26 protein-coding genes and 1 pseudogene are annotated in these 24,821 nt (G+C 30.7%); 10 read left to right on the top strand and 17 right to left on the bottom strand.

Features of this window, described 5'->3' with window-relative positions; translation table 11 throughout:
• Positions 1–95 precede the first annotated feature (95 nt).
• The gene (locus RSC72_RS11595) at positions 96–548 is read left to right on the top strand and encodes a GNAT family N-acetyltransferase (protein ID WP_332544409.1); all 453 of its coding nucleotides are present in this window, start codon (positions 96–98) and stop codon (positions 546–548) included.
• A 126-nt stretch (positions 549–674) separates the two neighbouring features.
• Here RSC72_RS11595 and RSC72_RS11590 read toward each other — a convergent pair whose 3' ends face one another.
• Complete coding sequence (locus tag RSC72_RS11590; RefSeq protein WP_332544406.1) at positions 675–1,205, bottom strand: RNA methyltransferase; 531 nt, start codon at positions 1,203–1,205, stop codon at positions 675–677.
• 80 nt (positions 1,206–1,285) lie between these two features.
• Between RSC72_RS11590 and mutS the strand changes: the two genes are divergently transcribed.
• The 3 genes from mutS to acs all read left to right on the top strand — a co-directional run bounded on the left by mutS (position 1,286) and on the right by acs (position 6,656).
• Positions 1,286–3,841 (top strand): DNA mismatch repair protein MutS, encoded by a 2,556-nt coding sequence (gene mutS, locus RSC72_RS11585; protein WP_332544405.1) that lies wholly within the window; start codon positions 1,286–1,288, stop codon positions 3,839–3,841.
• 11 nt (positions 3,842–3,852) lie between these two features.
• Complete coding sequence (locus RSC72_RS11580; protein ID WP_332544403.1) at positions 3,853–4,656, top strand: M48 family metallopeptidase; 804 nt, start codon at positions 3,853–3,855, stop codon at positions 4,654–4,656.
• A 95-nt stretch (positions 4,657–4,751) separates the two neighbouring features.
• Complete coding sequence (acs, locus tag RSC72_RS11575; RefSeq protein ID WP_332544402.1) at positions 4,752–6,656, top strand: acetate--CoA ligase; 1,905 nt, start codon at positions 4,752–4,754, stop codon at positions 6,654–6,656.
• Positions 6,657–6,708: 52 nt separating this feature from the next.
• On the opposite strand, the gene RSC72_RS11570 is transcribed toward acs, so the two are convergent.
• The 3 genes and pseudogenes from RSC72_RS11570 to RSC72_RS15850 all read right to left on the bottom strand — a co-directional run.
• Complete coding sequence (locus tag RSC72_RS11570) at positions 6,709–7,464, bottom strand: DUF2971 domain-containing protein (RefSeq protein ID WP_332544400.1); 756 nt, start codon at positions 7,462–7,464, stop codon at positions 6,709–6,711.
• Positions 7,451–7,798 (bottom strand): hypothetical protein, encoded by a 348-nt coding sequence (locus RSC72_RS11565; RefSeq protein ID WP_332544399.1) that lies wholly within the window; start codon positions 7,796–7,798, stop codon positions 7,451–7,453. Before RSC72_RS11565 ends, RSC72_RS11570 begins: the two co-directional genes overlap by 14 nt.
• 24 nt (positions 7,799–7,822) lie before the next feature.
• A pseudogene (locus RSC72_RS15850) lies at positions 7,823–7,960 on the bottom strand (TM2 domain-containing protein); the annotation flags it as partial.
• Positions 7,961–8,102: 142 nt separating this feature from the next.
• On the opposite strand from RSC72_RS15850, the gene RSC72_RS11560 reads away from it, so the two are divergent.
• On the top strand, positions 8,103–8,750 hold the full coding sequence (locus tag RSC72_RS11560) for an O-methyltransferase (protein WP_332544398.1): 648 nt from the start codon (positions 8,103–8,105) through the stop codon (positions 8,748–8,750).
• Positions 8,750–9,511 carry a C40 family peptidase gene (locus RSC72_RS11555; RefSeq protein WP_332544397.1) on the top strand — a complete coding sequence of 254 codons (762 nt, stop codon included), beginning with the start codon at positions 8,750–8,752 and terminating at the stop codon, positions 9,509–9,511. The genes RSC72_RS11560 and RSC72_RS11555 overlap by 1 nt, the downstream gene beginning before the upstream one ends.
• A 34-nt stretch (positions 9,512–9,545) precedes the next feature.
• Here the strand turns inward: RSC72_RS11555 and RSC72_RS11550 are convergent, their stop codons facing one another.
• From RSC72_RS11550 to RSC72_RS11535, 4 genes are all read right to left on the bottom strand, one after another.
• Complete coding sequence (locus tag RSC72_RS11550; RefSeq protein WP_332544396.1) at positions 9,546–10,316, bottom strand: alpha/beta fold hydrolase; 771 nt, start codon at positions 10,314–10,316, stop codon at positions 9,546–9,548.
• Positions 10,317–10,379: 63 nt separating this feature from the next.
• A complete protein-coding gene (locus tag RSC72_RS11545) occupies positions 10,380–11,117 on the bottom strand; it encodes a hypothetical protein (RefSeq protein WP_332544395.1) in 738 nt (245 codons plus the stop codon).
• Between the two features lie 79 nt (positions 11,118–11,196).
• On the bottom strand, positions 11,197–11,763 hold the full coding sequence (gene gmk / locus RSC72_RS11540) for a guanylate kinase (protein WP_332566285.1): 567 nt from the start codon (positions 11,761–11,763) through the stop codon (positions 11,197–11,199).
• Positions 11,763–12,623, bottom strand: coding sequence for a YicC/YloC family endoribonuclease (locus tag RSC72_RS11535; RefSeq protein WP_332544393.1), 861 nt, complete (start codon positions 12,621–12,623; stop codon positions 11,763–11,765). The genes gmk and RSC72_RS11535 overlap by 1 nt, the downstream gene beginning before the upstream one ends.
• 150 nt (positions 12,624–12,773) lie before the next feature.
• Between RSC72_RS11535 and RSC72_RS11530 the strand changes: the two genes are divergently transcribed.
• Positions 12,774–14,084 carry a DUF4026 domain-containing protein gene (locus RSC72_RS11530; RefSeq protein WP_332544392.1) on the top strand — a complete coding sequence of 437 codons (1,311 nt, stop codon included), beginning with the start codon at positions 12,774–12,776 and terminating at the stop codon, positions 14,082–14,084.
• On the opposite strand, the gene hutI is transcribed toward RSC72_RS11530, so the two are convergent.
• The 7 genes from hutI to hemH all read right to left on the bottom strand — a co-directional run bounded on the left by hutI (position 14,074) and on the right by hemH (position 20,000).
• The gene (gene hutI / locus RSC72_RS11525; protein WP_332544390.1) at positions 14,074–15,303 is read right to left on the bottom strand and encodes an imidazolonepropionase; all 1,230 of its coding nucleotides are present in this window, start codon (positions 15,301–15,303) and stop codon (positions 14,074–14,076) included. The genes RSC72_RS11530 and hutI overlap by 11 nt on opposite strands.
• A gap of 117 nt (positions 15,304–15,420) precedes the next feature.
• Positions 15,421–15,921 (bottom strand): hypothetical protein, encoded by a 501-nt coding sequence (locus RSC72_RS11520; protein WP_332544389.1) that lies wholly within the window; start codon positions 15,919–15,921, stop codon positions 15,421–15,423.
• 19 nt (positions 15,922–15,940) lie between these two features.
• A complete protein-coding gene (locus tag RSC72_RS11515) occupies positions 15,941–16,471 on the bottom strand; it encodes a GNAT family N-acetyltransferase (protein ID WP_332544388.1) in 531 nt (176 codons plus the stop codon).
• Positions 16,472–16,477: 6 nt separating this feature from the next.
• A complete protein-coding gene (locus RSC72_RS11510) occupies positions 16,478–16,687 on the bottom strand; it encodes a hypothetical protein (RefSeq protein ID WP_332544387.1) in 210 nt (69 codons plus the stop codon).
• 70 nt (positions 16,688–16,757) lie between these two features.
• Positions 16,758–17,810, bottom strand: coding sequence for a DUF3078 domain-containing protein (locus RSC72_RS11505; protein WP_332544385.1), 1,053 nt, complete (start codon positions 17,808–17,810; stop codon positions 16,758–16,760).
• 33 nt (positions 17,811–17,843) lie between these two features.
• A complete protein-coding gene (locus tag RSC72_RS11500; RefSeq protein ID WP_332544384.1) occupies positions 17,844–18,938 on the bottom strand; it encodes a DUF3078 domain-containing protein in 1,095 nt (364 codons plus the stop codon).
• Positions 18,939–19,016: 78 nt separating this feature from the next.
• The gene (gene hemH, locus RSC72_RS11495; RefSeq protein ID WP_332544383.1) at positions 19,017–20,000 is read right to left on the bottom strand and encodes a ferrochelatase; all 984 of its coding nucleotides are present in this window, start codon (positions 19,998–20,000) and stop codon (positions 19,017–19,019) included.
• Positions 20,001–20,108: 108 nt separating this feature from the next.
• On the opposite strand from hemH, the gene ruvB reads away from it, so the two are divergent.
• From ruvB to RSC72_RS11480, 3 genes are all read left to right on the top strand, one after another.
• Positions 20,109–21,146: a Holliday junction branch migration DNA helicase RuvB gene (ruvB, locus tag RSC72_RS11490; RefSeq protein WP_332544382.1), complete on the top strand. Its 1,038-nt coding sequence runs from the start codon at positions 20,109–20,111 to the stop codon at positions 21,144–21,146.
• Between the two features lie 314 nt (positions 21,147–21,460).
• Positions 21,461–22,153 (top strand): SH3 domain-containing protein, encoded by a 693-nt coding sequence (locus tag RSC72_RS11485; RefSeq protein ID WP_332544381.1) that lies wholly within the window; start codon positions 21,461–21,463, stop codon positions 22,151–22,153.
• 13 nt (positions 22,154–22,166) lie between these two features.
• On the top strand, positions 22,167–22,685 hold the full coding sequence (locus RSC72_RS11480; protein ID WP_332544380.1) for a hypothetical protein: 519 nt from the start codon (positions 22,167–22,169) through the stop codon (positions 22,683–22,685).
• A gap of 65 nt (positions 22,686–22,750) precedes the next feature.
• On the opposite strand, the gene RSC72_RS11475 is transcribed toward RSC72_RS11480, so the two are convergent.
• Positions 22,751–23,803, bottom strand: a complete 1,053-nt coding sequence (locus RSC72_RS11475; RefSeq protein ID WP_332544379.1) for an endonuclease — start codon at positions 23,801–23,803, stop codon at positions 22,751–22,753.
• A gap of 79 nt (positions 23,804–23,882) precedes the next feature.
• A complete protein-coding gene (locus RSC72_RS11470; protein ID WP_332544377.1) occupies positions 23,883–24,761 on the bottom strand; it encodes an AraC family transcriptional regulator in 879 nt (292 codons plus the stop codon).
• Positions 24,762–24,821 lie beyond the last annotated feature (60 nt).

The following is a 24,821-nucleotide window of genomic DNA, read 5'->3' as shown; positions in this document are numbered from 1 at the left end:
ACAAAAATGAATAATAATTAAAAAGATATGAATACAATTGTCATTCTGAGCCTGTCGAAGAATCTATAAGAAGAAAAAAATAATATAACACAATAATGAAAAATGTAACAATACGAGAAGCAAAAAAAGAAGATTGCCCTCGAATTTTAGAATTGATTAAAGAATTAGCTTTGTATGAAAAAGCGCCAGATGAAGTAACCGTAACCTTAGAAGAAATGGAAGAATGCGGTTTTGGAGAAAAACCAGTTTGGGGTTCTTTGGTTGCAGAAGTTGATGGAAATGTGGAAGGAATTGCGTTACATTATGACAGATATTCTACATGGAAAGGACGCAGATTATATTTAGAAGATTTAATTGTAACGGAGAAAATGCGTGGTTCTGGAATCGGAAAATTATTATTGGACGAATTAATTGTTTATGGAAAAGCAAATAATTACCACGGAATGGTTTGGCAAGTTTTGGATTGGAACGAGCCTGCAATCAATTTCTATAAAAAATATAACGCTGATTTTGATCCAGAATGGATTAATGTTTCAGTAAATTTCTAAAAAAACAAAAAACTCCAACTTTTTATAAAGTTGGAGTTTTGTCATTCTGAGCCTGTCGAAGAATCACCTACATTTCGACAAGCTCAATGTGACAATATAAGTTGGAGTTTTTAGTTTCGCTTAACGCTATTTCATAAAACCTTCGTACCATTTCCACAAAATAATTCCGGTACAAACCGAAACATTTAATGAATGTTTTGTTCCAGATTGAGGAATTTCAATACACGTATCACATTCATCAATAATAGATTGTTGTACACCATCAACCTCATTTCCCATCACGATGGCATATTTTTTTGATTGATCAACTTCAAGTTCATTCAATAAAACAGAACCTTCTGTTTGCTCAATAGTTACAATTTGATAATCATCTTCTTTCAGTTTTTTGATTAATTCGTTCGAATCTTTTACATATTCCCAATCAACCGAATTTTCTGCACCAATTGCCGTCTTGTGAATTTCCTTGTGCGGTGGCGTTGCCGTAATTCCACACAAATAAATTTTATCAATCAAAAAAGCATCAGAAGTTCTAAAAACAGCACCAACATTGTGCATACTTCTTACATTATCCAACACCACAACAATCGGATGTTTCTCAATTACTTTATATTCTTCCGCCGAAACGCGACCTAATTCGTCTAATTTTAGTTTTCTCATCACTTCGTTTTTAACTAACTTAGCTGTTCAAAATTCTTAATAATTTGACAAAAGTAGTAAAGAATAAGGAAACTCCTCTTATGAAACAATATAACAGTATCAAGACAAAGTATCCTGATGCCATGTTGTTGTTTCGCGTAGGGGATTTTTACGAGACATTTGGAGATGATGCTGTGAAAGCTTCACGAATTTTAGATATCGTTTTAACAAAAAGAGCAAATGGTTCGGATAATAGTGCTTTGGCAGGATTTCCGCATCATAGTTTGAATACCTATTTGCCAAAATTGGTAAAAGCTGGATTGCGTGTCGCAATTTGCGACCAATTAGAAGATCCAAAAACGGTAAAAGGAATTGTAAAACGTGGTGTTACAGAATTAATAACGCCTGGAGTTGCGCTACAAGATGAGGTTTTATCATCAAAATCGAATAATTTTTTGATGGCAGTTCATCAAGGTGATAAGTTGTTTGGTATTTCTTTGTTAGATGTTTCGACGGGAGAATTTTTAGTTTCGGAAGGAAATGAAGACCAAGTTTCCAAAATTATTCAGTCATTTCGTCCAAGTGAAGTGATTTATCAAAAACGCGTGAAATATAATTTTTCTGATGTAAAAAGTAAATTTTTGTTAGATGATTGGGCGTTTCAATATGATTTTGCAATTGATAAATTAACCAAACTTTTCAAAACAACAAATTTAAAAGGTTTTGGAATTGAAGATTTAAAAGAAGGAATTATTTCTGCTGGTGCGATTTTAGCTTATTTGGATGATACGCATCATTTCGAAATTCAACATATTACATCAATTCAACGACTTAACCAAGAAAGTTTTGTGTGGATGGATCCATTTACAATTCGTAATCTTGAGTTAGTTTATTCGCCACATCCAAAAGGTGTCACATTATTGAATATTTTAGATGATACCAAAACTCCGATGGGCGCGCGTTTGCTAAATCGTTGGATGGTAATGGTTCTGAAAGATTTAAAATCAATTCAACGTCGTCAAAATATAGTTGAATATTTCAATAAATTTGGAGATATTCGATACGATTTACGTGAGAAATTAGGACAATTAACGGATTTAGAACGTTTAGCTGGAAAAGTTTCGACTGGTAAAATTACACCTCGTCAATTGCAACAATTGGCACAAAGTCTTAAAATTTCGGAAGAAATAAAAATCATTGCAGAGCAATCAAATATCAAAGAAGTTTCGGATTTATTTACACGAATAGAACCACTTGAAGAGTTGACTCAAACTATTTTTGATACGCTTTCTGACGAACCTCCGCATCAAATTGTGAAAGGAAATGTAATTAGAGAAGGTGTTTCGGAAGAATTGGATCGTTTACGAGAAATTCAGTTTTCTGGGAAAGATTATTTGGATAAAATGTGTCAACGAGAAACAGAACGTACGGGAATTTCTTCGTTAAAAATTGCTTTCAATAATGTTTTTGGGTATTACATCGAAGTCAGAAATACACACAAAGATAAAGTACCAGAAGAATGGATTCGTAAACAAACCTTGGTCAACGCAGAGCGCTATATTACAGAAGAATTAAAAGAATACGAAACACAAATTCTTGGTGCAGAAGAAAAAATTCTTGGAATAGAAAATCAATTATTTATTGAATTATTACAAGATATTATTACCAAACTTTTACCAATACAACAAACAGCAAAAGCAATTGCTTTTTTAGATGTTTTATCAACTTTTGCAGAAATTTCTGAAAAAAATAATTACACAAAACCTAATCTAAATGATAGTTTTGATCTAAATATAAAAGAAGGTCGACATGCAGTTATCGAGCAACAATTGCCAATTGGTGAACAATATGTGTCGAATAATGTTGAATTAAACACCGATAATCAACAAATTATTATGATTACTGGACCAAATATGTCTGGTAAATCGGCTCTTTTACGTCAAACTGCTTTGATTGTTTTGATGGCGCAAATGGGAAGTTTTGTGCCTGCCGAATCTGCTGATTTAGGAATTGTTGATAAAGTTTTTACGCGCGTTGGTGCTTCGGATAATATTTCGTCGGGAGAATCGACATTTATGGTAGAGATGAATGAAACGGCGAGTATCTTAAATAATATTTCGGAACGAAGTTTGATTTTGTTGGATGAAATTGGTAGAGGAACTTCTACTTATGATGGAATTTCGATTGCGTGGGCGATTGCAGAATTTCTTCATCAAAATCCTTTGAAACCGAAAACATTGTTTGCAACACATTATCATGAATTGAATGAAATGTCAAAATCAATGGAGCGAATCAAAAATTTTAATGTCAGTATCAAAGAAACAAAAGATACGATTTTATTTTTGAGAAAATTGGTTCCTGGAGGTAGCGAACATAGTTTTGGTATACATGTTGCAAAGATGGCTGGTATGCCAAAGCGTGTGGTAGATAGGGCAAATGATGTGTTGAAAGTTTTGGAAGCAACAAAAACAGATGAAGGAATCTCGAATAAAACAGAAAAAATAACGCAAGATAATATGCAATTAAGCTTTTTTCAGTTAGATGATCCAATTTTAGAATCGATAAGAGAAGAAATTCTTAATACAGATATCAATACCTTAACACCTGTTGAAGCATTGATGAAATTGAACGAAATAAAAAAGAAACTCGGTAAATAAACCTTAAAAATATGAAAAAAATACTCTTAACAGCAGCAGGTGCTTTAGTCTTAGCAGCTTGTGCTACAAATCCAGTTACAGGACGTAAATCTTTGTCATTGGTTTCTAATACAGAATTATTTCCAACCGCATTTACACAATATTCAAAAGTATTAGCAGAAGGAAAAGTAATTTCTGGAACTAAAGATGCAAAAATGGTACAAACTGTTGGTGAACGTCTGAAATATGCTGCGAATGAATATTATAAACAAAAAGGAATTTCATCTCAATTAGATGGTTATCAATGGCAATTTACTTTATTGAATGCAAATGAAGTAAATGCATGGTGTATGCCAGGAGGAAAGGTGGCAGTTTATTCAGGAATTTTACCAGTAACTAAAGATGCAACTGGTTTGGCAGTAGTTTTAGGACATGAAATTGGACATGCATTAGCTGGTCATAGTGCAGAGCAAGCTTCACAACAAATGGCGGCTCAAGGCTTAGGACAAATTGTAGGTGGTTCTATTTCTAACTCAAATTACGCAGCAGTTTTTGATAAATTATATCCAGTAGGTACGCAAGTAGGTTTATTAAATTATTCTCGTAAAATGGAATTAGATGCAGATGTTACAGGATTATATCTTATGGCTATGGCTGGTTATGATCCTTCACAAGCAATTCCTTTTTGGGAAAGAATGTCAGCAAAAAGTGGAGGTGCAAGTGCATCTGAATTTTTGAGTACTCACCCTTCAGATGCTACACGTATTGCAAAAATAAAAGAAGCTTTACCTACAGCTCTTTCTTATTATAATGCAAGTCCATACAAAGGAAAATAAGTACGGTATTTATTCATTTTTAAAATAATAGCGAGTTAATTTGATAAATTGACTCGCTTTTTTTATATTGTGTATTCAAAAATACCACAAAAATAATGAGTAAAGATTTTAGAATTAATTCTTTTTCTGAATATAAGAAAGAATATAAAAAAAGTTTGAAGGATCCAGATAAATTTTGGGATAAAATAGCGGATAATTTTGTTTGGCATCAGAAATGGAACAAAACACTTGAATATAATTTTGAAACAGCAGATTTCAAATGGTTTCAAGGTGGTAAATTAAATATTACCGAAAATGTTTTGGACAGACATTTAGAGAAAAATGGAAACAAAACAGCGCTTATTTGGGAGCCAAATAATCCATTAGAAGAATCTCGAATTATTACGTATCGTCAACTTCATTCTAAAGTTTCTCAATTTGCGAATGTGCTAAAAAATAATGGAATTCAGAAAGGAGATCGTGTTTGTATTTACATGCCAATGATTCCCGAATTATCTATTGCAATGCTTGCTTGTGCGCGTATTGGAGCGGTACATTCTATTGTTTTTGCAGGTTTTTCTTCTTCCGCAATTGCATCTCGTATTAATGATGCGCAATGTAAAGTTTTGGTTACAGCAAACGAAGTTTACCGTGGTACAAAACCAATTAATCTAAAAGCTATTGTAGACGAAGCGTTAAAAGATTCTCCTTCTATCCAAACATGTATTGTTTATCGTCGTGCTATCGAACCTACTTCTATGGTTGGCGGACGTGATAAATTTTGGATGGATGAAATGCATAAAGTGGATGACAATTGTCCAGCAGAAATTATGGATGCAGAAGATCCATTATTTATTCTTTATACATCTGGTTCTACGGGAAAACCCAAAGGAATGGTGCATACGTGTGGAGGATATATGGTAGAAACTGCCTATTCATTTGATAATATTTTTCAGATGTCTCCAAGTGATATTTATTGGTGTACAGCCGATATTGGTTGGATTACGGGACATAGTTATATCATTTACGGACCATTAGCGTGCGGTGTAACTTCTGTCATGTTCGAAGGAATTCCAAGTTTTCCAGATTTTGGACGTTTTTGGGAAATTGTCGAAAAATTAAAAGTAACACATTTCTATACTGCTCCAACAGCAGTTCGTTCGTTAGCGCGTGAATCGTTAGAGTATGTTGAAAAATATGATTTATCAAGTCTTAAAGTTTTAGGATCGGTTGGCGAACCAATCAACGAAGAAGCTTGGCATTGGCTAAATGATTATGTCGGAAAAGGAAATTGCCCTATTGTAGATACATGGTGGCAAACCGAAACGGGAGCAATTATGATTTCGCCTTTGGCTGGAATTACGCCACTTCGTCCAACTTTTGCAACTTTACCATTGCCAGGAATTCAGCCCGTTTTGATGGACGAAAATGGGAAAGAAGTTGAAACTATAAACGAAAAAGCAGAAGGTCGTTTAGCGATTAAATTTCCTTGGCCGTCTATGGCAAGAACAATTTATGGCGATCACAAACGATTTATAGAAACCTATTTTTCAACTTTTCCAGGTTATTATTTTACAGGAGATGGAGCTTATCGCGATGCGATGGACAATTACAGAATTACAGGTCGTGTAGATGATGTGGTAATTGTTTCTGGACATAATTTAGGTACAGCACCAGTAGAAAATGCGATTAATCAGCACGAAGCGGTTGCGGAAAGTGCGGTGGTTGGTTTTCCACACGATATAAAAGGAAATGCGCTGTATGCGTATGTTATTTTACAAGATGGAGTAGTAGCAACACCAGAATTAGAAAAAGAAATAAAAGATGAGGTTTCTAAATTGATTGGTGCAATTGCAAAACCAGATAAAATACAGTTTGTCCCAGGATTACCAAAAACACGAAGCGGAAAAATTATGCGTCGTATTTTGAGAAAAATTGCAAGTGATGAAACTGATTTTGGTGATACATCAACTTTATTAGATCCAGATGTTGTAACGGTTATTCAGAAAGGAAAAGTTTAAAGTATATAAACATTTTAGAAAAGAGTTGGTTTTCATAATCAACTCTTTTAGTTTATAATAATGTTTTGAAATTATTTAATAAATTATCAAAATTTATATTTTTAGAAATATTATTTAAATCTAGTTCTTGAAAATATAGATCGAAAGATCCATTATAAAACTTAGCTTTATAAAGTTTACATTTTTTATGATAAGCTAGCATATATAACATAATTTCATTTTCACTACTACAATTTGCCCCAATAAAAATTGATTTTAGACAATTTTCACTATAATTAAGTTCTCCATAAATTGTAGAAATAAATCTGTACTCTTTTTCATAAATCCAATCTTTAGATTTAATCGTTATATTTTTTAAATAATCTTTATCTAAAATATTATCAAGATGAGGAACATTATTATAATTTACTTTTCTTAAATCGAATTCATTAAATGGATTAAATTTAAAATCATGAATATTTAAATCAAATTCTAAACAATAGCCTTTATGATTATTAGTGTAATGAGACCACATCAATAAATTTTTATTATCAGTAGTTAGTGATAGAATTCCTAAAGTATCTTTTTTGGTTTTTAACAATTTTTCTCTAGAAACAATTAAGTCATTTACCACTGTTTCTCCTAAACTTTTTTCAAGTAATTTATTTTGAAGAAAATTAACTTTATAGCCACCTTCAAATGGATCATTTAAATGTTCAATTTTAGAAAACCATATTTTATTATTTAAAAAGCAATTAATATCTCTTAAAAATGTTTTAGGATATTCTTTGTCATTTAATTCAATTCCTTTGTATTTAAATAATTTCATCTTTTAAATGTGTTGATAAATAACTGAAGTAATCTATTTTTGGAGAAGATGTTTCTAAATTTAATTTATTTAATTCATTCGATAATTTGTGAAATTCTGGAGTATGATTTTTAATTTCATTAGCAGGAACAGATACAATTATTCTGAATTTATTGATTAGTAATTGGAAAGTATGAAAATATGAGGATTCGTTCCAAACTCCATGTTCGATTTCATATAAATCTGTTTGATTTATATATTCATAATATGCATCTACTTCTTTTTGAATATTTAGAAAGAAATGTTCTTTAGATAGGTTAGAATTGTATTTATCATCAAACAATTCATCATCCATCATGAAATATTTAAAAGCTTCAAAAATGGAAATTATAAAAGGAATGAGAGTCCAGCATAAAAGTATATAATATATACCCTTTTTATCGTTTAAATAAAATCTATGTATCCCAAAAGAGCCTAAGTATAGAGCTAATAATCCAACAGTAAATTTATTTTTCATTTCTCTAGAAAGTTCATTTTTTCAAATTTATTAAAATTATGGAGAATTAAAGAGTTAATAATTCTAAATTTCTCATCTTAATTCCTTTTATATAGCCCATATTAACCACATTTTTGTTATTTTTGTAGACTTTTTAAATGGCATGATAAACATTTCACCACTATTAGAATCTTATTTGAATCATCACGTCGATCAAGAACCAGAAATCTTGAGCCGTTTACGTGTTGAAACATATCAATCAACAACACAACCACACATGATTTCGGGTGAATACCAAGGTCGTTTGTTGAGTATTTTAGCTAAGATTTTGGCGCCACGTAAGATTTTAGAATTAGGAACTTTTACAGGTTACGCAACGTTGTGTTTGGCGGAAGGTTTAACTTCGGATGGAACAATTATCACGATGGATAAAAATGATGAATTAGAATATTTGTGTCGCAAATATTTTGATGAGTCAGAATTTTCGTCAAAAATTGATTTCAGAATCAATGATGCGCGTTTAGAATTAGAAACAATTGAGAAAAATTCTGTAGATTTAGCTTTTATTGATGCCGATAAAGAAAGTTATCCTTATTATTTTGAGAAAGTTTTAGAACTTTTACGTCCAGGTGGAACAATGTTGGTAGATAATGTGTTGTGGTACGGAAAAGTAATGTTGGAGGAAGAAGATAAAAAAGATCCTTCGACAAAAATCTTGAAAGAATTTAATGAGATGATAACAAAAGACGAGCGTGTAGAGTCTATTATTTTACCGATTCGTGATGGTATTACATTAATCCGAAAGAAATAATGAAGTTCGCCATTTGCCAAATAAGTGTAGCGCCATTACGCGCAGAAGCAAGAGATTCATCAGAAATGGTGAGTCAAGTTTTGTTTGGAGAAAAATTAATTGTTTTAGAAGAATTAGAGAAGTGGACAAAAGTAAAACTTGCTTTTGACGGCTATGAAGGTTGGTTGGATCCGAAACAAATAATAGAAATTTCTGAAGAAGAATATAATTCAACTCTTGTTGAGAAATTTGCGATTAACCCATATAATCACGCAACTGAAAATGGATTGCCCATGACATTGACTATTGGAGCAGAAGTAAGAAATTTGAGTGATAATAAAATAAGTATTGGACCAAAGAATTTAGAATATTTTGGTGTTTATACGTCTGGTAAAAAATCAAAAGAACAATTAGTAGAGATTGCTAAAGCTTATCTTAATGTGCCTTATTTATGGGGCGGAAAATCGTCTTTCGGGATAGATTGTTCTGGATTAACGCAGCAAGTGTACAAAATTGGCGGTTATAAACTTCCTCGCGATGCTTATGAACAAGCCGAAATGGGCGAAGTTTTGAGTTTTGTAGAAGAAGCCGAATCGGGCGATTTAGCTTTTTTTGACAATGCTGATGGTAAGATAATACATGTTGGAATTATGTGTGGTAATGGAAAAATTCTTCATGCACACGGAAAAGTTCGCATTGACCCAATCGATTCGAATGGAATTTTCAATACCGATTCTCAGAAATATTCGCACAAATTAAGATGTATTCGTAAGATTATATAATATTAAAATCGCCAACTAGGGCGATTTTTTTTATTTAAAGAGAATCAATAAACTCAACAGTTTTGTTCAATGTAAGTTCTCTATTTTCTTTGTAAGGCGTATGTTTGGCGTCAGGAACAAGAAAACTTTCTTTTTGTCCTTTTACATTTTCTATAATTCCGTCAACTTGTTTTATCGATCCAAATTCATCATCAATTCCCTGAATAACCAATGTTGGGCATATTATATTTTTTAATTCCTCGCGAATATCAAAATCAATAAAATCTGGTCGTAACCAAGTTTCCGTCCACATCTCAAAAACTTTCTGTGTGTTCTCACCGTGATATTTGGTCAAACGCTCTTTCAGATTGGATTCTTTGTATGCTTTTATAGCTTCTCTAATTCCGTTCAGCGTTACATCTTCCACCACAACATGCGAACCAACGACAACAATTCCTTTTAAACTTTCGTGATATTTAGCTGCGTAAAGTAAAGAAATCGTTCCACCATCGCTATGTCCAAACAAAATAATTTCGTTGAAATTAAAGTGATTAATTATCTCATGCAAAAAATCTGCTTCATCATGCATATACGTTATTTCGCGTTGAGAAATTATAAATGGAGAAGACTTTCCATAACCTTTTCTATCATAAACAAACAAATTACAATTTGTTTTTTCAGCAACTTCTTTCGGAAAATCTCGCCAAAGTTGAGTAGAACCTAAAGAATCATGCAAGAAAATTAAAGTAGGTCGTTTTGAATCAATTTCATGGTATTCATAATAAATTTTTGAATCGTTGATTTGAAGAATATTTTCGGAATTCATTTTTTGTTTTAATAGATTTTAAAGATAATAAAACTGCCTCGAATGTTTGATTCGAGGCAGTTTTTATTTTGTAGAATTAATATCTTTTTTAAGTTTTTCACCCATTCTTTCAAATTCTATTTTTAATCTTTTTTTGTATTCGTCTAAAAATAAAGATTGACTTTCTTTCGGTTGAGTTAAATTTTTAGTTTTAAGATCAAATGAATTTGTCTCAAATTTTGCTGATTTCCATTCACTGTTTAATAATCCATCATTTTTAAAACCTGAAAAAGCCATTTCTAATTTTCCAGTTTTAAAATTATAATACATGATTCTTAATTTATTGTAAAAATAGATTCTCTTTTTTGTCCCATCATGTGTTGTTATTCCAAAATCAAACGTGTCGTCAAACGTATTTTTGTAAGGATCAAATGCAGTATAAATATCATTTCGGTCAATAATTATTAGATAATCAATCCTTTTATTAATACAAAATTGATTTAGTGCAGATATTATTTTCTTGTTAGGAAAATTAGTACTTGCTGTCGGATAATTTGAAGATATTTTTTCAAAAACAGAAAAATTAAAATCATTGTATTTTGTTACGTTAATATTGTTCTCTTGAAATAAGGAATCTATATAGGGAGAAATATTATATTCTAAATTTTCAGTATGTTTTACGTCAAATTTTGTAGCTGTATAATTTTTTAAGTGAGCATGTTTTAAAATCGGATTATAACTTTCTATAAAACCTATTTTTTGAGCAAAAAGTAAATTAGTTTGAATTAATAAGGCAATAATAACAATAGAAAATAATTTCATAAAAGAGATATTTTTTCTAAATATATAAAAAAAGCCTTAAACATAAATTAGATTAAGGCTTTATATAGTTTTTGAAATTTTATTTAATAAAATCTGTAATAATTTCGATTGTTTTTGCTTTTGCAGTTTCCAAATCGTCATTCAACAAAATCACATCAAATTCCTTCGCTTTTTCCATCTCAATTCCCGCTTTATCTATGCGTTGTTTCAATTTATCTTCGCTTTCTGTGTTACGAGAAATCAAACGCTCTTTCAGAATTTCTAAAGACGGAGGATTTACAAATACGGTTAAACACTCATCTCCGTACAGTTTTTTAATATTCAATGCACCAATTACATCAATATCAAAAATAACAGAAATACCTTCTGCGGTAATTTTATCAACTTCAGATTTTAATGTTCCGTAAAAATTATCGTGGTAAACTTCTTCGTGTTCTACAAATTCGTCGTTCGCAATTTTCGCTTTAAAATCTTCTGGCGATGTAAAATAATAATCTTTTCCGTGAACTTCACCTTCTCTTTTATCTCTTGTTGTACAAGAGATTGAAAATTTTAGATTACTGATAGAATCTAAAGCGTGACGAACCAAAGTTGTTTTACCTGCACCTGATGGAGCTGAAAAGACGATTAATTTTCCTTTTTTCATTATAAAATGTTTAAAGTTTGTTCTTTGATTTTTTCTAATTCATCTTTCATTTGAACAACAATTTTTTGCATTTCAGAATGATTTGATTTTGAACCTAATGTATTTATTTCACGACCAATTTCTTGCGAAATAAAACCTAATTTTTTACCGTTAGATTCATTTCCTTCCAATTCTTTCAAGAAATATTCGCAATGATTTTTAAGACGAACTTTTTCTTCTGTAATATCTAATTTCTCTAAATAAAAAATCAATTCTTGTTCAAAACGATTTTGATCAATTTCTACTTTTACTTCTTCTAATCGTTTCGCAAAACGCTCTTTTATCGTCGTAATTCTTTCAATTTCAAAAGGAACAACTTGTGTTAAAAGATCAAGAATATTAGTAAGATTTGATGTAATATATTTTTCTAAAACTTTACCTTCATCTAATCTAAATTCATTCAAAGCATCTATTGCAGTAATAATAGTTGCACGAATTTGATTCCATTCATCTTCGCCTAAATCATCTTGTGTGTAAGAAATTACGTCTGGCAAACGCATTACAACTGGCAACAATTCGCCATCTGTAACAGTTGGTGTAATATTTTTGAACTCTTGAATATAGCTTTTGATTAAATCTGCATTTACTTTTTGATTTCTTGCAGCTGGATTTAACTCAACCATCATAGAAAAATCAACTTTTCCGCGCTGTATTTTTTCTGAAATAATATTTCTGATTTCTAATTCTTTTTCACGATAAAAAGAAGGAAATCTTGTATTCAAATCAAGTGTTTTACTGTTAAGAGAACGGATTTCTATCGTTATTTTTTTTTCAGGTAATTCCAAAACGGCCTTACCGAAACCTGTCATAGATGTTATCATAATTGAATAATTATCCAGGCAAAATTACAATAAATTACCGTAATGCGAACTGAATTATCATCTTTAATCATTTTAAAGTTTAACATTTTGCTAAAATTTTGATGAACTTAAAACATTTATCTTTAGAAAAAATCAAACTATAATTATACTATGACAAATAAAGAATTGTACAAAGGAATCGCAGAAGATGGATTGAGTTTGCCGTCTACAATGGGAATTTTTCCTTCGTCTAAAGATTTTATATTCTCGACAGAATCAATCGAAGAAAGTTTGAAATCAACTGATTATTTTCAATTAATCAATTTTGATGTAATCGAGATTGATAAAGACGAAAATGGTACTGTGAAGCAAGAATACCAACTTATAGTGTCTTATTTGGAAGAAGAATTTGATGTGAATTTGTATGTTGTGGATGCGAGAAGTAACGATTATTCTGAATTTGGTTTCGGAAATATGATTTCGGACGAAGAAATGGAAATTGCGACTCAACAAGATTTTTATTTAGAATCTGTAATGTATTTTGGAAATGATGCATTGGATAGTTTTCATTTACAATTAAAAATTATACAAGCAATTGTTGAAAATCCATCTATTGTTGTAGATTTTATGCCTAATCGTTTGCTTTCTGGTAAATGGACGAAAGTAACAGCAGAGTCAGAAATTCCGCCTGCGCCTTCGTATTTATATGTGATTCATAGCGTTTATGATGAGGACGAAAATGGTAATCGCGTGTATTGGATGCATACGCATGGTTTGCATCGTTGTGGTTCTGTGGAATTGGAAATGTTGAACATCAAAGATGGAGTAGAGCAGATGAATTCGGCTTTGGATATGATTGTAAATGCGTTTATCAAACCAGATTTTCGTTCGTCAGAAAATGAAGAATTTAATATTGGTTATGATGGTTTGGATATAACATTTTGTTGGAAACGTTGGGAAGATGTGGTAAAAGATTATCCTGTAGCTATTCCAGGAGGTTATAATGAACGTCAGCCAGAAAACGAAAATTACGAACCTTGTGGCGTTTTGTTAGCGGTGCAAGAAGGAAATACATTGACACCAGAAGTTTATGCGGCGACAATTGCAGATAATCCTATTTTCTTTATCAGCGATCAGGAAACGGAACGAATGTCAGCCTTGGCTTATCAACGTTTTGAATCGTATAAAAAAGCATTTAACACGTATTTTAATCCAGAAGCAGATGAAGAAAATTATTATCGATTTTTAATCAAATTAGGGTTTGATGTTGATCATGAAATGAATAAGGAACACATTTGGTTTGATGTGTACGGAATCAATGAAAACAACGAAATTTTTGGTGTTTGTTTAAATCGTCCTTATGCTGTAGAAGGTTTGAATGAAGGAGATGAAGGTCTTTATCCGCAAGAAATGATTACCGATTGGTTAATTTACACGCCGACAAACACCATCACTCCTGATAATATTTACACTATTGATTAATCAATGCGCCATTTTTCCAAACATGCGTTGGTTGTAATTGTCCTTGATAATAGATAATATTACGATAATCCAAGGTAGAGAAGCTGATAAAATCGGCTTTTTTACCTTTTTCTATTGTTCCGCGATCAGCTAAATTCAAAGCTTTAGCAGCACGAAAAGTAATTGCAGCTAAAACTTCTGCCATAGATAATTTTTCGAAAGTTGCTAAGATTGACGCTTGCGTAAGTAGATTTCCCATAGGAGCAGAGCCAGGATTCCAATCTGAGGCAATTGCGACGCAACAACCAGCGTCTAATAATTTGCGAGCAGGCGAATATTGCATTCCCAAACCGATTGATGCGCCAGGTAAAACTGTTGCTACAACGTCAGAATTTGCAAGATTTTTTACTTCTTCTTCTCCTGAAAATTCTAAATGATCGGCACTCAAAGCATTGTATTTTGTTGCTAAAGAACTTCCACCAGGAGTAAACTGATCGGCATGTATTGTAATTTCAAAACCTTGTTTTTGCGCTTCATTCAAATAATAATCACCTTCTTCTACCGAAAAAGCAGATTGTTCTACAAAAATATCGATACGATTAGCAAGTTGATCGGATTTTAATTTCGGAAAAACTTCTTTTATTAATATTTCTAAATATTCTCTGTTAGAACCTTCAAAATCTTTTGGTTTCATGTGAGCGCCTAAAAATGTTGGAATCAAATCAATTTCAGTTTCTTGATTTGCCATATTTATGGCTTCTAACATTTTTATTTCGCCTTCTACAGACAAGGCATAACCAGATTTTACTTCCGCAGTTGTAATTCCTTGTTTTGTTAATTGTACACTATTTTTTAGTGTAATATCTTTCAGTTCATCAACTGTTTTATTGCGTGTTTGTGTTACTGTAGACCAAATTCCACCGCCACTTTCGGCAATTTCTAAATAGGTTTTTCCATCCAAACGCATCGCAAAATCTTTGGCGCGATTTCCTCCAAAACAAATGTGTGTATGCGAATCTACAAAGCCAGGAAGAAGAATTTGTTCCGATTCTATTCGTTCTATTTCGATGGTTGAATTATTTTGAGAAAGTAATTCGAAATCTCCAACTTCTATTATTTTTTCTTCATCAACAATGATTCCTCCGTTTTCTATAATTTCGAGTTGATTATCGTTAAGTTTTCCTTTTAAAGGTAGATTGGCAAGTGTAATAATTTGTTTGAAAGGACCTATTAATTTCATTTTTTGTGATTTGATTCTACAATTTTACGAAATTTAAAGGAGAAGTCGCTGTCTTGTGGAACTTGTTTCAGCTTCTGATAATAATTATCTGCGATTCTAAAATGAATTTGGAATGACTTATTGAGAATCGTAAATAGGTTTGTATTTTGAGTAATATTCTTGAAATTTCTTAAAAATAAATTCATCCTTATTATCCAAAGTTATATTTACGAAAGGTGAATATCCGATATCTTCAAGTATTTCTAAATCTATCGTAATTTGATAGAAAATTTCTAAATCTAAATCATAATCTAATTCAGAATAAATATGATACATTGTGTTTATAGCAGTATCCTGAGTTAAAACATTATTAATAAAATTTTTCGAAACATAGAATGCATATTCTTTTAAGATAGAATCTTTATCATTAATTATAAAATTTAAATCATTTAAACTTTTAAAGAAATAATTTTCTCTTATAATTGTATCTTCATTATCTAAGCCTCCAAGAATATATAAATCATCTGATTCGTATCCTAATTTTAGAATTTCAATTGACCAATTAACCAATTCGATACTATCAAAAAGATGTAAAAATCGTTTAGCTAAAGTAGAAATTGTTAATTCGCGAAAGGTCATTTTATCAAAATATTTTTAATCAATCCGTTGATAAAATTGCGTAGCCATAATTATCTGCCCAACCAGATTTTAGAGGAAGTAATTGTCTTGTATGCGCTTCTCTTGTCATACCAACTTTTTCAAGAACTTTATAAGAACCAATGTTGTCAACTGCACAACCAGCTTCAATTCTGTGTAGATTTAAAGAATTAAATCCAAAAGAAATAATTTCTTTTAAGGCTTCTGTTGCGAATCCTTTGTTCCAAAAAATTGGATGTAATTTGAACCAAATTTCTGCATTTTTGTATTTAGCTCGACCTAAGTTTAGGGAAATTAATCCAGCAAATTGGTTGTCATTTTCGATAACAAATGTATATGCTAAAGGTGGTTCTGTTTGATTAGAATCTATTAACTTTTTAACATGAAGAATTGTTTCTTCTTCATTTTCTGGAATTCCTAAAGTATTGTACTCATCAACTTCTGCAAGCGAATGCAATTGATGAACATCAGAATAATCTTCAAATTTAATTGGTCTTAAAATTAATCGTTCTGTTTTAAGAATTAGATTCATGTCAATTTATTTTTTATTCAAATAAGTCGGGTTGTTTGGGTATTTTACAACTTTAACCAATGCTATAATAGAAATAATAGAAAAAATTAGAATAACAATTGCGCTAATAATTACTGTATTTGTATCGTTTTGAGTTAAAGCAAAAGATAATTCGTAAGCTGCCCAAATAATAATAACAATTTGAGGAATTAGTGTACCGAAAATATTTTTAGTCATTTTATTTTTTTATTGAGGTGTAAAAATAAGAAAAATAAAAAACCTGCTTGTTATAAGCAGGTTTAAAAATTTATTGTGTTACTAATTTTGTTTCATTAAGAATTGGTTCTCTTCGCAATACGTTTGTAGCTATTTCTAGAGTATCCTTTTTTTCTTCAAAAATTGGTTGTTCTTGTATAAAAGCTGTTGCTGGAGCTTCTTCTACTTTTGGAGGAGTGTTATCAAATTTATAATTGAATCCTATCCCTAAAGTTTGTTTGATCTGTGTTTTCTTAATTTGATCTTCATCATACAATAGATTTATAGAAACCTGAGCTGAAACAAATTTGTTTACCTTCAAATCTAATATTCCTTGATAAGCAACGTCCATATTTCCGAATTTTTTAAGATAATCTGCATAAATACCTACACGATTATCGTACGAAATTCCTTCCATAATTTGTAATTTGTAGCGAGCCCCTACGTATGCTCCAAATTCAAACAAAGTTTTGTCTCCATCATTTTTAAGACCAAATGTTCCTTTTGTCTGTAAATCTTTGTCTAAAACAAATGTTACTCTCGGTGTAAATGGATGAATATTTACTTGAAAATTCTCGTTTGGTTTATAATCTGCTCCCAAACCTAAACTTAAATATCCTGGAGCCATTAGGTTTGATATTTTAACTTTAGGATCAAGTGAATAATCATAACCTTCTGTAAATTGTGTGCGGAAATTCATTGCTGCAGCCAAATACCAATGATTACCGATGCTGTAACCGTAAGATGAAGTAAGGTCTATAACATCGTTTGTTTTGCGAGAACTTTCACCTTCATTGGCTTGTATTCCGTATCCCAAAACGATTCTATTATCCCAAATGTGTTTTTCTTTGGTTAGATTAAATTCATAATCCAAACCTCCATTTAGCGCAAAAGAGTTTACACCTCCTGCAACCCAGTTAGAAAACGCACTTTGAGAGAATAAAAGAGAGTTATTACCAGAAACGAACCAACCAGGTTGGCGACCGTCAAATTTTTGATCTTTAAGATAACGTTTACTATCAGTGGCAACTTTACCATCTTTTACTGTTTGTGCAAAAGCTGTAGTAGTTGCTATAAGTGCTAATGAGAATAATATTTTTTTCATATAATTAAGTTGATTTGTTTAGGCTAATTTAATCTAAAATATTGATTCTGATTTCATATACGTTGACTTTTCATCAACAGTATTTTTATCAAAAACTTGGTCATAGTTTTGTTTATTCAGTTTTATTTTAGGGATAATAACTGGATAAACTTGCGATGTATCAAAATATTGTAAGATTTCTTTTTTGCGTTTTCGTTTTTTTACGTCTTTTTTTGTGCTATCTATTTTATACGTTAAACCAATTCCTAGGGCTTGTTTAAACTGGGTTTGCTTTACTTGATCTTCATCGTAAATTAAATTAATAGTTAGTTGTGTTGACATAAAATTATTGATTTTCATGTCTAATAATCCAGCATATACAATATCTAGGTTATAGAATTTGTGAGAATAATTAGAGAAAACACCAATATTATTATCATAAGTTACATTGTCAAAAAGTTTTAATTTATAACGACCTCCTAAATATGCTCCGATTTCAAATAGTAAAGCATCGCCATCATTTTTTAATCCATAATTACCTTTTGTTTGCAAATCTTTGTCTGCAACAATTGTTGTTCGTGATGTTATTGGATGAAAACTAATAGAAAAATTAGAATTGGGCGTATAATTTGCACCAATACCAATAGTTACATACCCTGGAGCAAAAAGATTAGATAATTTTTTCTTGGGATTTGGTGTATAATCATATCCTGCTGAAAATTGTGAACGAATATTAAGCGATGAGGTTAGGTACCATTTTTCTCTGATTAGATAACCGTAAGAAGTCGTGATATTGATATTATCTGTCGTTTTACGAGTACCGTTGGTTTTATTATCAAGAAAACCATATTCTAGAATAAAGCGATTATCCCAAAAATGTTTCTTTTTACGATAATTAAACTCATAATCAACTTTTGCATTCAGAGAAACAGAGTTCTCTCCTCCAGCCATCCAATTAGAAAATGTATTTTGGTTGACTGTTAGTGTATTTGTTCCATAAATTTCCCAACCCGAAGCTCTTCCTGTTGTATCTACTTTAGATTTTAGGTATTTACGACCATCAATAATTAGATTACCACTGGTATCTAAAAATTGAGCCGAAGTAAATAAGGACAATACTAAAAATATGACGGAAAAAATTAGTCGCATTAAAAAAAATATCTTTGTTTAAAATTGAAAAATTCCAAACAAAGATATTTAATTTATTTTGTAAGCCTAAAGGCGTTTTTAATTATTTTGCCAACCTTTTAGCCATTTCACTAAAACATCTACCCAATCTTGGCGATCATTAAGACATGGAATGTAAGTAAACTGTTCTCCTCCAGCTTTTAAGAATTCTTCTCTTCCTTCCATAGAAATTTCTTCTAAAGTTTCTAAACAATCCGAAACAAAGGCAGGTGTACAAATCGCTAAATTTTTAACACCTTGTTCTGGAAATTCTTCTAATACATGATCTGTATAAGGTTTAATCCAAGGATCTCTACCTAAACGAGATTGAAAAGAAGTGAAATATTTATCTTCTGGTAATTGTAAATATTCGGTAACCAAACGTGTTGTTTCAAAACACTGATTACGATACGTTTCTATTGGTAATTTTGTACGTTTCGAAGCATCAATAGCTTTGTTATCGTGGCGTTCTGGTATACCATGATAAGAAAATAAAAGCTTATCAAAGTTTTCAGGTAATTTTTCTTTTATAGATTCTGCTAAAACTTTGATATAATCTGGATGATTGTAAAAAGCTTTTAAGAAATTGATTTCAGTATCTTTAAATTTCTTTTTCTGAATTTCTAATACTTTATCCGCAACAGTTTCTGTAGAAGACATTGTATACTGAGGATAAAGAGGAACAACTAAAATATCGCGCACACCTTTATCATACAACTCTTGTAAACCAACTTCTATTGATGGATTTTTGTATCTCATGGCCAAAACAACCGGAATATCCATTTGTTTTTGTACCATTTCACGTAGAATTTTTGAAATAACGATTAATGGAGAACCATCTTTTGTCCAAATTTTACGATATGCTTCCGCAGACTTTATCGGTCTTTTTGGTAAAATAAATAATTCAACAATCGCTTTACGGATAATCCATGGCGAGTCTAAAACCTTCTTATCCATCAAAAATTCGCGTAAATAAGTTCTTACATCTTCAACTTTAGTAGAATCTGGTGAACCTAAATTCACTAATAATATTCCTTTGCTCATAAATTCTTTTTATCTAAAAAAATATTGCGTTCTTTGTAGCTGTAAAAGTACGTAGGATTATTTAATTTCACCTTCGTAAAATTATCATAATAATTTATATCATCATTTATGTCAGATTTATTAAATCCAGATAAAGAATTTTATCCAGATGACGATTTAAATCAAGAGAATACCGTTCGTCCGCAAAGTTTTGATGATTTTGCTGGACAAGCGCATATTTTAGAAAATTTAGAAATATTTGTAAAAGCATCTAAACTTCGTGGCGAAGCATTAGATCATGTGTTGTTGCACGGACCTCCGGGTTTGGGAAAAACAACATTGGCAAATATTATTGCAAACGAATTGGGTGTTGGAATTAAAATTACCTCTGGTCCAGTTTTAGATAAACCGAGTGATTTGGCTGGTTTGTTGACGAATTTGGAAGAGAATGATGTCTTATTTATTGATGAAATTCATCGTATGTCTCCTATAATCGAAGAATATTTATATTCTGCAATGGAAGATTTCAAGATTGATATTATGATAGAGTCTGGACCAAATGCACGCTCGGTTCAGATTGGTCTTAATCCTTTTACATTAATTGGAGCAACAACCCGTTCGGGATTATTGACTGCACCATTACGTGCTCGTTTCGGAATTAATTTTAGATTCGAATATTATAATGTCGAATTATTAAGCACAATTGTAGACCGTTCTTCTCGTATATTAGGCACACCAATCGATTTTGAAGCGGCAATAGAAATAGCAGGTCGCAGTAGAGGAACACCTCGTATTGCAAATGCATTATTAAGAAGAACACGAGATTTTGCGCAAATAAAAGGGAATGGTAGTATAGACAAATCGATTGCAGAATTCTCTTTAAAAGCACTGAAAGTTGATGACAATGGTTTAGATGAAATGGACAATAGAATTTTATCTACAATTATTCAAAAATTTAAAGGAGGTCCAGTTGGTATAACTACAATAGCTACTGCAGTTGGAGAAAATGGAGGAACACTTGAAGAGGTTTATGAACCTTATCTTATACAAGAAGGTTATTTAATGAGAACCGCTCGTGGACGTGTAGCGACAGAAAAAGCGTATACACATATAGGTGTAAAATACCGCGGAGAAAATTCACCACAAACAGATATGTTTGATTTGTAAATTTGTTCTAAGTTTGCTGTCATTCTGAGCTTGTCGAAGAATTAATGAATAATGGTATTCAGAACTGTAGAACTGTTTCATAATCGAATGACTTTGAAAATAATTGATTATTTAAAATCATATCTTCCAACAGAAGAACATATCAAAATATAATAAATCCCAACGCATCAAAAGAAAAAGCGTTGGGATTTTTTTTATAATTACTAATTTTTTTGATTTAAAACGAAACATTTATTTCCTAAAATGACTATAATTAGTGATATAATTTTGGTTCAGATTTTGCTAACTTTACGTCAAATAAATCAAACCAAAAAATGAAGAAAGGTTTACTTTTTATCGCTTTATTTTCGTCTTATTTTATACAAGCTCAGTTTGGAATTGTACAAGATGAAGATGGCTTTGTAAATGTACGAGATGAGCAATCAACTTCTTCAAAAATTTTAACGAAAGTAAATTCAAATACAGTTTTACCTATTTTTGATGAAGAAGATGAAGGTTTGGAATCTTCGAAATGGTTTTTGGTTGAATATAAAACTGAAGCGAGCGGATATATTTATAAAGATAGAATCAAGAAAATTGAAGATTTTGAACATATAAAACCAACTAAGTATTCTGATAATTTGATTGAATTTTCAATTTCAGATTATAATATTGAGATTCAAACGCAGAAATTCAATTCAAAAAATCATAAAATTCACCAAGAGAATAATTTTATTTATGCGATTGATGGAAAAGAATTTTTGGGATCGGACGGAATTTTACCACAAACGGAATACAAATCATTCAAAATTAATTTCAAAGGAAAAGAAATCATTATTCCAAAAGATAATTACACAAATTTATATAATGCCAATCTTGATAAGATGAAATTAACGTACAATAAAGCGTTAAGTCAATATTATTTGTTCGGAACTTTTAGCGATGGAGCAGGAGTTTATGATGCGATTTGGGTTTTGGAGAATGGTAAAATTGTGAAATATATTGCTCAAATTAATTTTTATGCTTAAAATACTAAATACTATGAAAAAAATGTTATTTATGGCAGCTTTTATTGCCGGAATTGCTTTACAAGCACAAGTTTCTACAACAAGAATTAATGATATAAAACTTGGAATGAAGTTGACAGAATTAGAAAAGTTGACAGGACAAAAATTTAAAATAAAATTGAATGAATATGGCTATCCTGATGGAGATGTAACAATTGTTTCGAAAGGAATTACATATAAAATTGGATTGACAACAAATGGAGAAGAGGGAGCAGGTTCTTCTACTTTAACCGTATATACTATAAAGTCATCAGATTCTAGTCTAAAAACACTTTCTGGAATTAAGGTTGGTTCTACTTTAGATGAATTATTATCAAAATATAAAAATTTGAACATTTCTATTTATGATGGTTACGACGATAAAACAGATAAAAGAACAAAAGCGTTTAGATATTTTAATATTGAAGATCAAGATACAGGTTCTACTTTACAATTTTATCTTGTAAATGATAAAGTTACATCTTTTGATGTGATGTATAACGAAGGTTGTTAGTAAATAGAATAAATTATAATATAACAAAAAAATCCAACTCAATGAGTTGGATTTTTTTATTGAAATTATTTTTTGATAATTCTTTTTGTAACAATATTTCCGTTTTCTAGGTGAACGGCAATAATATAAATACCAGTCGGATAATTAGAAAGGTTAATTTCTTTACCAAGATTTGTTGCTAATAATTTTCCTGTGATATCATATAAATTAGCATCAACAAATGTTTTTGCATTAATTGTAATTTTTTCTGTAGTAGGATTTGGAGAAACTTCAACATTTATTTCTTGTAGATCATAATTAATAGTTGATAATTCTGACCATGTATTTTCGGCATTATCTCCACCCCAAATTAATGTTGCTAAATATGGATTGTCTATAAAAGGATTACGACTTCCTTGTGTTTCTGCAATAACTTCGTTTCTTACTTTTTCAAATTCAGAAACTTTATCCATTGTGTTCCATTTTAAGAACATATCAGGCATAAAATCTTGATTGCTTGTAACATTATTATATGCGACAGCTTGTGGATTAGTTTCCATACCATAATGTACATACATATACATTATAATACGCGAAACGTCGCCTATCCATTCATCTCCAGGATAAAAACCACCGTTGCTTAATTTTGCTTGACCAGTAACATCTATGGCCCATTTTTCACGATAAGGATTGTTACTTCTTGTCGAATTTATTTGACGATCTACGGCACGTAAATTATGCGCATCGGTTCCAGTTCCAGGAATGTCAGTTTCTAATTTAGGAATAGCCAAAGATTTTGGATAAACATGTTCTCTTTCCCATTTTCCGATTGTACTTCCACCCGAACTATTATTTTTGTTATTTACATCACGAGTTCTTTGTTCGGCATATATTGTCGAATTATCTGTAAAACCGTAAATTAATAAAACACGATCTTTAGAATCTAAGTCCAAATCAGACTTGTCCAAAATATTCCAAACACCTGGCGTGTAACTAACAGCGCGATGCGTTGTATTAATCAAGTCGTGAAGTTCTGTTTTTACATTAGTACCATTTGCTTTAAAATCAATACCTTCATAATAATCTGGTATTTGTGCAAATAGTGAAAAAGGAAATAAAAAGAGTATAATTTTTTTCATAAATACGTAATAATAGTTAGCAAAATTAAGTATTTATAAATGATAATAATTGTTTAATAAGTGAATTTAAGATTAAATTCTATTGAAATTGTTTTACATATTGCTTAGGTGTTAAGCTATATTTCTTTTTAAATGCTGATATAAAATGAGATGGATTTTCGTAACCAATCTCAAATGCAATATCTTTTACTTTTAATTTATTTTCTTCTAATTTATGCAAAGCAAATTCTAGTTTTTTGTCTAATAAATAACCATAAATAGTCGAATTGTAAAGTTCTTTAAAACCTTCTTTCAAATGATATTCTGAGATAGAAAATTTTTCGCACAATTCTTTTATGGTTGGTGGATTTTTGAAATCGGCTAACAAATAATCTTTGATTTCTTTGATTCGTTTACCTTCGTTTTCATTATTTAAGAAAGGACAATTTTCCGAATGATTTTCCATTTCAGAGAAATAAAGTGTAAATAATTCATACATTTTACCAATCAAAAATAAATTCTGAAATTGAGGCGAAAGTTTCATTTGCTCAATTTGATTCAAAACCAATCTGATTGATGGAACAATTTCTCGTTCGATATAAAATTTTTCTTGTGTCATAGATGCAATCAAATCATTTTCTATTTGATATTCAGCAAATAATTGATGTAATTTCTGAATAGACAAAACCACAATATACACCTTACTTTCCGCATTAATATTCAATGAAAGTGGAATATCTAAAGTTGGATAATAAAACAAAAAACTTTTGCCTTCTTGTAAATTTATTTTATAAATACCATTATTGAAATTAAATGTAACAGAGCCTTTTGTGCAAAAATAGAATTGTATATATCGCTTGTCAATTCCTTTCAGAATGGTATCTGTAGAAGCTGTAAAGTTATCTATTTGAGCAATAAATACGTCTGTAGACAATTTATATTCGTTAATTTTACTTTTATGGGTATTTTTTAAATTCATTTCGAATGATGAGGTTTGTCATATAAAAAAGCTGACATTTGTCAAGTACTCTCTTTATAA

Source organism: Algoriella sp. (genome assembly GCF_036647415.1).
GTDB lineage: Bacteria > Bacteroidota > Bacteroidia > Flavobacteriales > Weeksellaceae > Empedobacter.
The sequence above is the reverse complement of the archived record's forward strand: the minus strand, read 5'-3'. Positions and strand labels throughout refer to the sequence as shown.